A 13,582-nucleotide genomic window follows, 5' to 3' on the forward strand; every position below is an offset into this window, starting at 1 on the left:
CGCGTATAGTAGGGAAAAGTGCTTGGCTTATCAAGCATTACCTTTGACTTTTAGCTTAAGCTGCGCGGCAAAATCTAACATGCGATTTAAGGGTTTCATAGCGTCTACACGAAGCGTTTCATCAACATGGATTTCATGCTCTGAGTGATTACCTGTAAGTGCACTGTAGATGGCTTCCAAACCATTCATTGCCATCCAAGGGCAATGTGCACAGCTCTTACACGTTGCACCGTTTCCACTTGTTGGCGCTTCAATGAAGGTCTTATTCGGCGCAAGTTGTTGCATCTTGTAGAAAATGCCACGATCCGTCGCAACTATAAGCTTTTCATTGGGTAATGATTGGGCCGCATTGATCAATTGCGTCGTTGAGCCAACGGCATCAGCCATTTCCACAACACTTGCAGGTGATTCAGGGTGCACCAGAATAGCCGCATCGGGATGCAGACGCTTCATATCTTTCAGCGCTTGGGCAGAGAACTCATCATGCACGATACACTCGCCGTCCCACATTAACATCTCGGCACCGGTTTGCTTTTGAATATAGCTACCCAAGTGGCGGTCAGGCGCCCAAATAATCTTTTCGCCCTGCGCATCCAAGTGTTCAACAATTTCGAGCGCAATACTGGATGTCACCACCCAATCAGCGCGAGCTTTTACAGCCGCTGACGTGTTGGCATAAACCACAACGGTGTGATCAGGGTGCGCATCACAGAATTCACTGAACTTATCTGCTGGGCAACCAATATCCAGTGAACAGGTTGCTTCTAATGTCGGCATGAGAACGGTTTTTTCTGGACTTAAAATTTTAGCGGTTTCGCCCATAAATTTTACCCCAGCAACAATTAACGTTTGCTCTGATGCATCACGACCAAATCGGGCCATCTCCAGTGAATCTGAGATACAACCATTGGTTTCTTCGGCCAATGCTTGGATTTCTGGGTCGGTATAATAATGCGCAACTAAAACCGCATTCTTCTGTTTTAAAAGCTGCTTAATTTCAGCCTTTAAAAACGCTTCTCGTTCTGCAGACAAGGGCTTAGGTTTGGCTGGAAATGGATAAGAAGTTTCATCAATACGAAGCGTTACGGCCATAATCTCAATTCGTCAGTTCAGTACAAAAGTAAAAATCACGCGGATTATACAAGAGTGTCATATTAATTACACATTTGAGTTTAATACTGAGGCGTTCACAACTTGGTTTAATCAAAACTCAACTAAATACGCCAGTTGAATATAAACAACCAATATGGGAGTTGATACAGAAGCATTGCCTTTCCCAAGCCTTACTAAACTTGCAAACGGCAAGTGGGGTTTTACAAATACTAACCAACACGATGAACGCTGCTAGGTACGTTTAGAAAGTAGAAAATAGGGATAAAGGCTTTTCGTTAATGGTGGGTCGTGCTGGATTCGAACCAGCGACCAATTGATTAAAAGTCAACTGCTCTACCAACTGAGCTAACGACCCTTAACGAAATGTTGCAGTGCGAGCTTGAATGGTGGGTCGTGCTGGATTCGAACCAGCGACCAATTGATTAAAAGTCAACTGCTCTACCAACTGAGCTAACGACCCATTCAAGTGCTTTCCGAGTGATTGCTCAACCGTACTCGGCAACGGCGGCATATAATACTTATTTCCTTGCGAGGTGCAAGACAAAATTAAGTAAAATTACAACTAATCTGCCTTGCAACCTATCCAAGGTTAATCAATAAACAATTACTGTCGATTAAATCAACAATCACCCACCTAATTGAGATAACCGGCTATCGGCCAACTTTCTCGCTGAGGAGTCTGGGTACTCACTGATCACTTGATTAAATTTCTGACGCGCTAATGCAGCATTACCTAAACGTTCTGCAATGATACCCATTTTAAGCAGTGAATCGGCACGTTTTGTACTGTCAGTGAATCTGTCAACAACCACGGCAAATTGTTGCTGAGCGTCAGCCCATTGTTGCTGATTAAACAGTAGTTGCCCAAGCCAATAGTGCGCATTTGCGGCATACTGACTATCCGGGTATTGTGCAATAAATTGCTGAAATGCGGGTACCGCACGTTCGTAATCCCGATCTTTAAGGATCAGGTTCACTGCAGCCTCATAGGCTTCAGATTCACTCGCTGAGCTAACCGGTTGCTGAGAGACGCTTGACCCCGCATCCACATTACCTGATGGCGTTTGTGTCGTTACAGGTATAGACGCAGTGCTTTTTAACGCTTCAACACGTTTGTCGATTTCGAGATACAACTCACGCTGCCGCTCTAAAATCTTCTCTAGTTGATGATTGTGTAGCTCAACAGCACCGCGCAACTCATCCACTTCTTGCTGCATAGTGTCCAGCTGAGACTGTAAACGATGTTGGCTTTCTGTGCGGCTATCAAGTATACGTTCAATAGCACTAAGGCGAGATTCAATTTCTGTAGAATTTACATCAATAACAGGTGCCTGTGCAGCGACTGCTGCACTGGCGACCGAAATGATACCTGCGAACAGGAGTCGTGAATTAGCCATTATTGATAAACAACAACACCACGACGGTTCTGAGCAAATGCGTACTCAGTCGCACCCATCACAGCTGGCTTTTCTTCACCGTAAGAAACAACAGAGATTTGTGAGCTGCTAACACCTGCATTTAGCAAATATGTTTCCACAGACTTCGCACGACGCTCACCTAACGCAATGTTATACTCAGGCGTACCACGGTTGTCCGTGTGACCTTCGATCACGATAGACTGACCACGATTCGCAATAAGGAATTCAGCGTGTTTCTTAAGCACAGGCATGAACTCTGATTTGATTGTCGCACGGTCAAAATCAAAATATACGATGCTATCGTTACGCAATGACTCTAACTCTTGCTGAGCCATTTCTTCTGCTTTACGCGCACGCTCAGCAGATTCTAGACGAACACGTTCTTCTTCAGCTGCACGCGCCTGAGCTTCTGCCGCTGCTTGCTCTTGAGCAACACGGTTACGCTCTGCTGCTAGCTCTTCTTCGCTCGGGCCTGATTGACATCCCAATAGCGTGACCACAGGCAATGCGAGGACTAGTGTTCTCATAAACTTGTTCATTTGCATTTTCTTTTCCTTATTGTGTTAAAACGTTTAAAACAAAAATGGTGACCAGCTTGGCGATTTAACCTGACCATTTGCAGCAGGTAAGCGCGCTTTAAATCGTCCATCAAGAGAAACCAGCGAAAGCACTTGTTTACCCTCGTGTAACGTACTGTATATGATCATACTTCCATTCGGCGCGATACTCGCAGACTCGTCTAAAAATGTTCGAGTCAACACTTGAATCGCACCATCATTAATCCGTTGGCGAGCGATATGGTAGTCACCGTTAGTACGATTAACTAACACGATATCCTCTCCATTAGGCGTAAAGGAGGCGCCCAAATTCATTTCGCCCTCATAGGTCAAACGATGGACTTTCCCCGATGACAAATTTACGCGATAAATCTGAGGTTTACCACCCCGCTCTGAACTAAATATTAAGCTTTTTCCATCTGGCGCCCAAGAAGGCTCCGTATCGACGCTCCGGTGACGCGTAATTCTACGTAAATTACGTGATGCAATATCCATTACATAGATTTCAGGATTACCGTCCTTCGATAGCACCATAGCAAGTTGCTTGCCATCCGGAGAAAATACCGGTGCCCCATTAATACCAGGGAAATCGGTCAAGCGCGTGCGGCTTGTGGTGTAAATGTCTTGAATAAAAATCTGTGGGCGGCCATTTTCAAAGCTTACATAAGCAAGACTGTCGCCATCTGGCGACCATGAAGGTGACATTAATGGCTCCGGTGATGATAATAACCGTGTTTCATTCGCCCCATCATAATCAGAAATAACCAATTGATACGGTAACTCTACGGTCTCTCGGTCGCGCACCACAACATACGCCAAGCGTGTTAGGAAAGCACCACGTTCACCGGTCAACTTTTCATAGACTGCATCACTGATTTGGTGTGCATGGCGACGAAACCCGTTGCCGTCAATGATTGACGTGCCACGCGCAATAATGTGATCGTTGCTATATTGCAACTTCCCATCCACCAGCATTTGCGCATTACCGCCGGTGATCTGGCCGCGTAATACATCGATTAATTCGTAGCTGATGCGATAACGGTCAACTGATTCCACCTCAATACGACCGACCAGGATCGTATCCACCCCAGTAGACGCCCAAGATGAATAGTTAACCTCTCCATCGGTAGCCGGAAACTGCGGCATTGTGCTCATGGAGATCGGATTGAACTTCCCGCTTCTACGCAAGTTATTGGTGATCACCTGATCAATATTTTCAGGCAAAAGACCTTCACCTTGCCACTTAAACGGCACAACGGCGATAGGACGGGCTGCATCCACACCTTCCGTAATGATCAATTCCAATTTTGCAAAGACTGCACTTACCCATCCAAGCCAAAGCCAAAGGCAAATCCCAATTCCAATCGTTTTTTTCTTCACAATGATACCCGTAAGTTAAAATCTTTGAGTTGCTGATACACTTCAATGTCATCAGACATTGGCAACTTATCTGGTCGCAGTGCGGCACTTCTTGAAGCACGGCAGAGTGCAGGGTCACCCTCTAGGATCGTAACTTGTGTTACCAACCCACTGCTGGCCATTCGTATATTTAATAAACACGATTTACCGCGAAAACTATCGTCACTGAATACATACTGATTAATCGTTTGCGTGATCAGTGCTTTGTACTTGTCCACTTCAGACAATACTTGCTGAGAGCGTCGTTTTGCTTGCGCCGCCTGTTCTTGTGCCAATTGTTCTTGCATCAAACGCTCTAATGCTTGCTGTTCTTTACGCTCAGCTTCTTTTTTGGCCTTTTCTTCTGCTTCGCGTTTTTTACGCGCTTCTTCCTGACGTTTTCGTTCCGCCGCCTCTTGTGCTTTGCGTTCTAGCTCGCGCTGCTCAGCGCGTTCCTTTGCTTGGCGTTCTTTGCGTGCTTTATCTGCAGCCGCTTTACGCTTAGCTTGCTCTTGCGCTTTTCGCTGACGTTCAGCTTCCCGTTGACGTTCTTGCTCGGCTGCAATAGCTGCCTGTTGTTTATCATAGATTGCTTGCGCATCAATAAACGTAGCCTGAATGACAGGCGTTGGTTGCGACATAGGCACAATCGGCTCGTGACCAAAAGCGACACTCAGCAACAGTACCATCGCAATAGCGAAGTGCAGGCCGAATGATTTTAAAAATGACTGTCGCTCTTCGTTTAATTTCATGCTCACACGTCGCTGAACCTAGCCTTCAACGGGGTCCGTCATTAACCCTACCGAAGGCACGCCTGCTCTTTGCAGTAATACCATTAGCTGAATTACATCATTGTAAGGAACCAAACCGTCCGCTTTCACCACCACGGGTGTTTGCGGTTGCTTCTGCAGCTGCGCCGCAACAATGGTCGCTAAATCAGCCGCTGTCATGGCTTTTTCTTCGTCATCGCCAATATTTAGGTAGTACAAACCTTCTGCATCGATGGACGCAATAATAGGCGGGTTATCTTCTTGCTCAATTGCGTCAGCGTTTGCGTCGGGTAAGTCAACTTTAACCCCTTGCGATACCAAAGGCGCCGTCACCATAAAAATGATAAGCAATACCAGCATCACGTCGATGTAGGGAACAACGTTTATTTCACTAACCTGACGCCGGCGTTTACGTACGTACATACTATTGCCCCTGTCAGTTTGATTGACTAGATGCTAGCGCTTGACGGTGCAAGATAGCGGAAAACTCTTCCATAAAAATGCCGTAATTGTTTTCCAGCTTTTCAACTTGACTGCTAAAACGGTTGTACGCAATTACTGCAGGGATGGCTGCAAAGAGACCGATAGCGGTAGCAATAAGTGCCTCTGCAATACCCGGGGCCACCATCGTTAATGTTGCCTGTTGAACCTGACCTAACGCGATAAACGCATTCATGATCCCCCATACTGTTCCAAACAAACCAATGTAAGGGCTGATTGAGCCTGCTGTGGCAAGGAAAGGTAAACGGCTTTCAAGGCTATCAATTTCACGCGACATAGCAACACGCATTGCACGGTACGTTCCATCAACAATCGATTGTGTAGCCACATTCGCGCTTTTGCGTAAGCGCACGAATTCTTTAAAACCTGCACAAAAAATACTGCCCATTCCACCGATGGATTGGCGTGCAGATAATTCTTGATAAAGTTTATTCAGATCAGCGCCAGACCAGAACTTATCTTCGAAGGTAATCATTTCAGTATTGGCTCGTTTCAATGCTGCGTTGCGCTGAAAAATAAACGCCCAAGAAACAATGGAGATCGTCATGAGTAGCAACATGACAAGTTGCACAACAAGGCTGGCTTGTAAAAACAAACCGATAAACGTGAGATCAGTCGACACGCGTTATTTCCCCTAAAATAGCGCTTGGGATCCGTTGCGGTTTCATCACCGACAGGTCCACACAAGCGACTTTGATGTTTGCTTCAGCCAGTAACTGTTGTTCTGGCCCTTTTATTATTTGCTTGAAAACCAAGCTAGCGCCCTTGCAGTTTACTAGTTCAGTACAAATACTCAATAGTTGGTTAAACCGCGCTGGCGCATGATTATGCATTTCAACGTGTTTGACGACAAAACCAATAGATTGTTCCAACAATTCGTCTTGTTCAAAGCCCAACTCACGCAGCCACTCAGTACGCGCCCGCTCAAAAAACTTCAAGTAGTTGGCATAATAAACAATGCCGCCGGCATCGGTATCTTCGTAATACACTCGAAGAGACCATTCATGTTGTTTGCGAGAATTATTATTCATAATTAGTTTTTTGCATAGATAAGAATTTAAATAAAAAGACCTGAAAACGCCAACCTCTTGTAATACAACTGTTACATAACGTTTTAATTAGACGTTAACAATTAAACAAATATTTAACACATTAGTTTTTCTAATCTCAAATCACAGTATTTCTCAATTGTGAGATTCCAAACGCTGTATATAATGCGCACATCTGTCAAAGAGACACCAAGTTTTGTTTGTTGACATGAGTTCCCTGGATTTTATTTCCTTCCTTAAACACTTGTTGTTTATTTGCCCGCTCACTGAGCGGGCTTTTTTTTTAGCTATCGTCTCTGTTTAAGCCGAAGTGCTGATAAGCACGTTGTGATGCTACACGTCCGCGAGGCGTGCGCTGAAGGAATCCTTGTTGTATCAAAAAGGGCTCTAATACATCTTCAATAGTATCTTTTTCTTCACCGATCGCGGCGGCAAGATTATCTAAGCCCACCGGGCCACCGCCAAATTTGTCAATGATTGCAAGTAACAGCTTACGATCCATGTAATCAAAACCTTGCTGGTCTACGTCAAGCATATCCAGTGCCGCAGCAGCGACAGGCGATGAAATTTCTCCCGTGGACTTCACTTCAGCATAGTCACGAACACGACGCAGTAGGCGATTGGCAATACGCGGCGTACCGCGAGAGCGTGATGCGATTTCTCTTGCCCCGGCTTCAACCAACGGCATATTTAAATAGTCTGCGCTACGCTGAATAATGGAGGTTAAATCGGCAACATTGTAATATTCCAAGCGCTGAACAATACCAAAGCGGTCACGTAGTGGAGACGTTAAACTACCTGCTCGCGTGGTCGCACCTACAAGTGTAAATGGCGGTAGGTCTAATTTAATCGAGCGCGCTGCTGGGCCCTCGCCGATCATAATATCCAACTGATAGTCTTCCATCGCGGGATACAACACTTCTTCCACCACCGGACTCAAACGATGAATTTCATCGATAAATAAAACGTCATTTTCTTCAAGGTTAGTCAGTAATGCCGCCAAGTCGCCTGCCTTTTCTAACACCGGACCTGAAGTTGTCTTGATGCTGACGCCCATTTCATTGGCCACGATGTTCGCCAGTGTGGTTTTACCTAACCCCGGCGGACCAAAAATCAATAAATGATCCAATGCATCTTTACGCTGCCTAGCGGCTTGGATGAATATTTCCATTTGCTCGCATACATGAGGCTGCCCGGCATAATCCGCCAACATTTTAGGCCGGATGGCGCGGTCGATAACTTCATCTTCAGCACTACCTGTAGCGTTGATAATGCGATCTGCTTCAATCATTTACGTTTCCTACACCATGCTTCTTAGTGATTCGCGAATGAGCGATTCGCTGGTCATGTCTTCACTATACACTGCATTGATTGCTTTACTGGCCTGTTGAGGTTTGTAACCTAATGCTAATAAGGCACTCATTGCTTCTTCTTTGACATCTGACACCGGTACTAATGTGTCAGCACTGTCACGGCTAACATCCACCATGGTGGGCATTTGCATCGAATCGCCCAACGATAGCTTCGCCAACTTGTCTCTCAGTTCTACAACAAGACGTTCAGCGGTTTTCTTGCCGACCCCCGGCAGCTTAACCAGTGTCGATACATCTTCAAATTTCACACATTGCATAAATTGCGCTGCGCTCATTCCTGATAAGATCGTTAGCGCCAATTTTGGCCCTACACCATTTGCTTTAATCAATTCTCTGAACACAGTGCGTTCGTTTACATCCATAAAACCATACAGCAACTGTGCATCTTCGCGCACAACAAAATGGGTATAGATGGTGGCAGTCGCACCTACATCGGGTAATTCATAAAAGCATGTCATGGGCAGCTGAACTTCATATCCAACACCATTCACATCCAATAAAATATCGGGGGGTTGCTTAACTAATAAAGTGCCCTGTAATCGGCCAATCATGTTTCCTACCTAACTATTGTCTTAACCTACCACGTACAGTCTTAGACGCCTGACCCGACATTCTCACCAAACTCTGCGTAGTATGGGCGTGGCACATTGCCACAGCGAGCGCATCCGCAGCATCACTTTGAGGGGTCGCATTCAAGCCCAAAATATGTGTCACCATATGTTGTACCTGTGCCTTTTCAGCGCTTCCGCGTCCGACAACGGCTTGTTTGATTTGGCGTGCTGAGTATTCTGCAACGGGCAGACTTTTTTGCGTAGCTCCCACTATCGCAGCGCCGCGCGCCTGCCCCAACTTTAACGCTGAGTCAGGATTTTTGGCCATAAATACTTGCTCAATGGCAAACTGCGTCGGTGAAAACTCTTCAATAATTGCCGTCACGCCACTAAAAATCTGATTCAGCCGGTTATCCAATTCACCGCTCACTCGGATACAGCCACTGCCTAAGTAGTGCAACTGATTGCTTTGGTATCGCAAAACACCGTAACCGGTCACACGGGAGCCCGGATCAATACCCAAAATAATCACGCAAACTCCGGGACAAATTTATCTATTGCGAGCCGGTTTGTTTCAGACCAAGCACGAGCAATCGCCGAGTGCTTATCCAGCCACTCATAGCGAGAATGTTCAGTAAGAATAATGGGCGTGCTGATATCAATACACAACGAAAATACATATTCGGTATTGGTCGTGACACCAGGCGGGTAACGATGTAACCAGCGATTTCTGATCTTGAACTGATTAACGGTGTGGCAATCTTGGATCTGCATCGATGCAGGAGACAGCTCAACGCCTATTTCTTCTTTGACTTCTCTGTAAGCAGTTTGCAATGGTGTTTCACCAAGTTCGATGGTACCCGTAATGGATTGCCAAAAATTCGCGTCATCGTTGCGCTGCAGTAAAAGTACACGAGACTGGTGGTCGTATACAACCACCAGTGAAGATTCAGGACGTTTTAATTGCGTCAAGACTGACTCAGTCTTCTTGTTTCGCTTGCGCCACTGTTGCGATACCAAGCTCCTGCAACTGTGCAGGGTTCGCTTCTCCAGGCGCATCGGTCAAAGGACAAGCCGCTGTTGTGGTTTTGGGGAAAGCCATGACGTCGCGAATTGATGACGCGCCCGTCATCAACATAACCATGCGGTCCAAACCAAACGCTAAACCTGCATGAGGGGGCGTACCGTACTTAAGTGCTTCCAGCAAGAAACCAAACTTGGTTTGTGCTTCCTGCTCATCAATACCCAACAGTTCAAATACGGCCGATTGCATATTGGCGTCAAATATACGCACCGAACCACCGCCTAACTCAACGCCGTTTAACACCATATCGTAAGCGTTAGACAACGCATTCGCAGGGTCTGCTTTAAGCTCTTCCGGTGTCATATCTCGCGGTGCAGTGAACGGGTGATGCAGTGCATGAAATTGCCCATCAACCTGTTCAAACATTGGGAAATCGACTACCCATAATGGTTTCCAGTCCCCTTCAAGCAATGACAAATCTTCGCCTAATTTCAAACGCAATGCGCCCATCGCTTCCGTCACAACGTTGGCATTGTCAGCACCAAACAATAAGATATCGCCGTTACTTGCATGCGTGCGTTCAATCAATGCGGCTGCAACATCAGCACCCAAGAACTTAAGCACAGGAGATTGTATTCCGCTTTCACCAGCTGCGATGTCGTTGATTTTCATCCATGCCAAGCCCTTAGCACCATAGATGCCTACGAATTTAGCGTAGTCATCTAACTGCTTACGTGACAATTCTGCGCCACCGGGTACTTTAATAACGGCTACTCGACCTGTTTCGCTGTTTGCTGGGCCGCTAAACACTTTAAACTCTACATCTTTAACGATATCAGCTACATCAACCAACTCAAGCGGGTTGCGCAAATCAGGCTTATCACTACCATAGCGCTGCATTGCTTCGGCATAGCTCATGCGCGGAAAGTCGCCTAAATCGACATTAAGCAAGGAAGTGAACAAAGAGCGGATCATGTCTTCTGTGATCGACATTACACCTTCAGCATCAAGAAATGTGGTTTCGATATCGATCTGAGTGAATTCTGGTTGGCGATCAGCGCGTAAGTCTTCGTCACGGAAGCATTTAACGATTTGATAATAGCGGTCCATCCCTGACATCATCAGCAATTGCTTAAACAACTGTGGTGATTGTGGTAACGCAAAAAATTCACCTTTGTGCGTACGACTTGGTACCAAGTAGTCACGCGCGCCCTCTGGGGTTGCCTTGGTTAAGATTGGCGTTTCGATATCAAGGAAACCGTTGTCTTCAAGATAACGTCGCACAAATGCCGTCACTTTAGAGCGGAACATCAGACGCTCAGTCATCAAAGGACGACGCAAATCAAGATAACGGTAACGTAATCGTTGCTCTTCACTGTTTTCTTGGTTGCTGTCGAGTGGCAGTGGCGCTGACGCATTGAAAATACGGATAGATTTGCCCAGAATTTCAATTTCACCGGTGGTCATTCCGCTATTAATTTGACCTTCAGGTCTAGCGCGAACACGCCCTGTGATCTCGACACAAAATTCATTGCGCACTTTGTTCGCTGTTTCAAAAACATCAGCCACATCAGGGTCAAACACCACTTGCACGATACCTTCACGGTCACGTAAATCGAGGAAAATAACACCACCTAAATCCCTACGTTTATTAACCCAACCACACAACGTGACCGTTTGATCTAAATAGTTTGCAGTGATATTTCCGCAATAATCAGTGCGCATTGACAATCCTCAAAAAGCAAGTCGGCAGTCAGTGTGGAAACACATCACATTCCGCCAGAAAAATTCATTAAAAATAAAGCGCGGCATTATAAACGAATGCCCTATCGGGATCACGCCTTGTTTGTATGCAGATTAATTTCTAATCTGTCTCGACCATTAGATTTAGCTTGATACACCAGCTTATCAGCTTGAGTGATCATCGCCTGTACTGAAGAATAGTTGTCTAAAGAGCTAACTGCGCCCATCGAAAACGTCAATTGAGTTTCAGGAATAGCGGCATCGAGCGCTTTAGCTTGGTATGTATCACGCAAGCGAGTGAATATTTTGTCCATGTGCATCAGGTCACTTCGGGGAAAAATAAGCAACCACTCCTCTCCGCCCAAACGACCAAAAACATCTCGTTCGCGCATTACTGACTTCACTGAACCTGCGAAAATCTTAAGCACTTCATCTCCAACATCATGACCGAATTTATCATTAATCTGCTTAAACCGATCCAAATCGACCATGGCGATGACGACTGAATAATGCCCTGCAATAGCTTGATCAAATGCTAGCTTTGCTGACCTAAAGCATGCACGGCGATTGGGCGCACCGGTGAGTTCATCGGTTAGCGCTAAATCTCGCATCAGGCGACCTCGCCGCCATTGGATTATCAAAATGATGACGATAATAATGGCCGTGACCACAGCCAATAAAATAGCCAAATACAAAATCGTTTGTTGCTGTTCCTTTTCGTTTAATTGAGCTTGATTTAATGCGTTTTGTTGAGACAAATAACGATATTCGCTTTGCTGTGCATCGTTGGTAAACTCAGCCAACATGCGGTCAAGCGCCTCACCTCGTTCACGCAACTCTATATCTGCGAACTGCTGATGAAAATGCTTGTAGAACGCTAAGGCTTGCTGATAATCGTCCTGCACCTCAAAATACAATGACAATAGCTCTGCTATTTCTATATTTGGCTCAGGCAGGTTAACTTGTGCCTGTAGCGGCTTAATCAATTCAAGGGTTTTAGACGCTTCAATTGTGTTTTTTTGCATCACCTGCGCCTTTGCTTTTCGAATCAGCGCATCAAGTTGCTTTTCCCTATCGCCCACTTCTTCAAAGGTGGCAATTGCCTGTTCAGCTAAATTAATCGCTTCGACATAGCGCTGCTCAACAATATAAATATCTGCCAGTAACTCATTTGCATAGGCAACTCCCACGTTATCTGACAATTCTTTGGCCACATCGCGTGAACGTTCTGCGTATATTCTGGCACTTTCAAAATCTTGAAGATCGAAATAAGCCCGAGCGATATTAAAATCAACGATCGACCAATTCAGCGTTTTAGCCCCGAGCCTCATGCGCTCCGCGATCTTTAACTGAATTTCAATAGCACGCTCATTGTTACCCAAGCGTGAGTTGAGTAACGCCAGTAGTGCCAATACACGATCCTCATCAACGCGCAGTTCCTGCTTAACAAAAATATCCAGTGCCCGGCGCAAATTTTGTATAGCGGCGAAGTAATTTCGGCCAAAGTATTCACTGGTACCTAATGACAAATAAACTAAGCCCTCTTGCCGTGCGGGTAGCCCCTGTTGTACCAACTGCCCTAACTGTCTCTTTATTGCGACACGCTTATCATCTTGCCCGCGAACCACGGTGACGCGTAATAGTGCGCGGTAAAGTCTAGATAACGCTACTTTGGAGCCTTTATTTACCGTTCTCGGTAAATACAACTCCACAAGGCGTTCAACTTCAGGCGTATTGTTAAGTAGTGAGTGAACCAACACCGATGACGATACAGCTTCCAATTCTAACTGTTCCAACCCACTAGCTTTGGCGTATTCAATGATCACTTGAATATCCTGCAGTAATGCAGCGGGCTGATTTTGATCTGATTCCTGTAAGGCTTCTAGATGCTGCACTATCGTATCTTCTGATTCTTTCTTGAGTTGCGCAATGGTTAATGGAGATGTGAAAAGACGACCATCAGATAGTGCTGGTTTGTGCTCTTGGCTAATCGCTTTTTGAACATCAACAACCAATAGGCCAAAACTTATGGAAATGATGATACAACTTGCAGCCGTTAAACGCAGGAGTCGGAAGGGCAAAACA

The 13,582-nt window shown here is 45.7% G+C and carries 14 protein-coding genes and 2 tRNA genes; all 16 read right to left on the bottom strand.

Features of this window, described 5'->3' with window-relative positions; translation table 11 throughout:
* Positions 1 to 30: 30 nt before the first annotated feature.
* Positions 31 to 1,092: a quinolinate synthase NadA gene (gene nadA / locus CSH93_RS04200; protein ID WP_100641939.1), complete on the bottom strand. Its 1,062-nt coding sequence runs from the start codon at positions 1,090 to 1,092 to the stop codon at positions 31 to 33.
* Positions 1,093 to 1,392: 300 nt separating this feature from the next.
* A tRNA-Lys gene (locus CSH93_RS04205) sits at positions 1,393 to 1,468 on the bottom strand.
* Positions 1,469 to 1,497: 29 nt separating this feature from the next.
* Positions 1,498 to 1,573 (bottom strand) — tRNA-Lys (locus CSH93_RS04210).
* A 166-nt stretch (positions 1,574 to 1,739) separates the two neighbouring features.
* Entirely contained in the window at positions 1,740 to 2,510 is a 771-nt protein-coding gene (ybgF, locus tag CSH93_RS04215) for a tol-pal system protein YbgF (protein WP_100641940.1), read from the bottom strand.
* Positions 2,510 to 3,076 (bottom strand): peptidoglycan-associated lipoprotein Pal, encoded by a 567-nt coding sequence (pal, locus tag CSH93_RS04220; RefSeq protein WP_100641941.1) that lies wholly within the window; start codon positions 3,074 to 3,076, stop codon positions 2,510 to 2,512. Before pal ends, ybgF begins: the two co-directional genes overlap by 1 nt.
* 27 nt (positions 3,077 to 3,103) lie before the next feature.
* The gene (tolB, locus tag CSH93_RS04225; RefSeq protein WP_420807242.1) at positions 3,104 to 4,453 is read right to left on the bottom strand and encodes a Tol-Pal system beta propeller repeat protein TolB; all 1,350 of its coding nucleotides are present in this window, start codon (positions 4,451 to 4,453) and stop codon (positions 3,104 to 3,106) included.
* Positions 4,454 to 4,464: 11 nt separating this feature from the next.
* Positions 4,465 to 5,238, bottom strand: coding sequence for a cell envelope integrity protein TolA (tolA, locus tag CSH93_RS04230; RefSeq protein ID WP_100641943.1), 774 nt, complete (start codon positions 5,236 to 5,238; stop codon positions 4,465 to 4,467).
* 18 nt (positions 5,239 to 5,256) lie between these two features.
* A complete protein-coding gene (gene tolR, locus CSH93_RS04235) occupies positions 5,257 to 5,679 on the bottom strand; it encodes a protein TolR (RefSeq protein WP_100641944.1) in 423 nt (140 codons plus the stop codon).
* Positions 5,680 to 5,692: 13 nt separating this feature from the next.
* Positions 5,693 to 6,379, bottom strand: coding sequence for a protein TolQ (gene tolQ / locus CSH93_RS04240; RefSeq protein ID WP_100641945.1), 687 nt, complete (start codon positions 6,377 to 6,379; stop codon positions 5,693 to 5,695).
* Complete coding sequence (gene ybgC, locus CSH93_RS04245; protein WP_100641946.1) at positions 6,369 to 6,788, bottom strand: tol-pal system-associated acyl-CoA thioesterase; 420 nt, start codon at positions 6,786 to 6,788, stop codon at positions 6,369 to 6,371. Before ybgC ends, tolQ begins: the two co-directional genes overlap by 11 nt.
* Positions 6,789 to 7,089: 301 nt before the next feature.
* Entirely contained in the window at positions 7,090 to 8,097 is a 1,008-nt protein-coding gene (ruvB, locus tag CSH93_RS04250) for a Holliday junction branch migration DNA helicase RuvB (protein ID WP_100641947.1), read from the bottom strand.
* A gap of 9 nt (positions 8,098 to 8,106) precedes the next feature.
* Positions 8,107 to 8,730, bottom strand: a complete 624-nt coding sequence (gene ruvA / locus CSH93_RS04255; RefSeq protein ID WP_100641948.1) for a Holliday junction branch migration protein RuvA — start codon at positions 8,728 to 8,730, stop codon at positions 8,107 to 8,109.
* Positions 8,731 to 8,743: 13 nt separating this feature from the next.
* The gene (gene ruvC, locus CSH93_RS04260; protein ID WP_100641949.1) at positions 8,744 to 9,262 is read right to left on the bottom strand and encodes a crossover junction endodeoxyribonuclease RuvC; all 519 of its coding nucleotides are present in this window, start codon (positions 9,260 to 9,262) and stop codon (positions 8,744 to 8,746) included.
* On the bottom strand, positions 9,259 to 9,702 hold the full coding sequence (nudB, locus tag CSH93_RS04265; RefSeq protein WP_240615478.1) for a dihydroneopterin triphosphate diphosphatase: 444 nt from the start codon (positions 9,700 to 9,702) through the stop codon (positions 9,259 to 9,261). Before nudB ends, ruvC begins: the two co-directional genes overlap by 4 nt.
* Before the next feature lie 7 nt (positions 9,703 to 9,709).
* Complete coding sequence (gene aspS / locus CSH93_RS04270) at positions 9,710 to 11,479, bottom strand: aspartate--tRNA ligase (protein WP_100641951.1); 1,770 nt, start codon at positions 11,477 to 11,479, stop codon at positions 9,710 to 9,712.
* Between the two features lie 110 nt (positions 11,480 to 11,589).
* On the bottom strand, positions 11,590 to 13,578 hold the full coding sequence (locus CSH93_RS04275) for a GGDEF domain-containing protein (RefSeq protein ID WP_124748933.1): 1,989 nt from the start codon (positions 13,576 to 13,578) through the stop codon (positions 11,590 to 11,592).
* Positions 13,579 to 13,582 lie beyond the last annotated feature (4 nt).

The organism is Neoalteromonas facilis, from assembly GCF_002807665.1.
In the GTDB taxonomy this organism is placed as follows: domain Bacteria; phylum Pseudomonadota; class Gammaproteobacteria; order Enterobacterales; family Alteromonadaceae; genus Alteromonas_E; species Alteromonas_E facilis.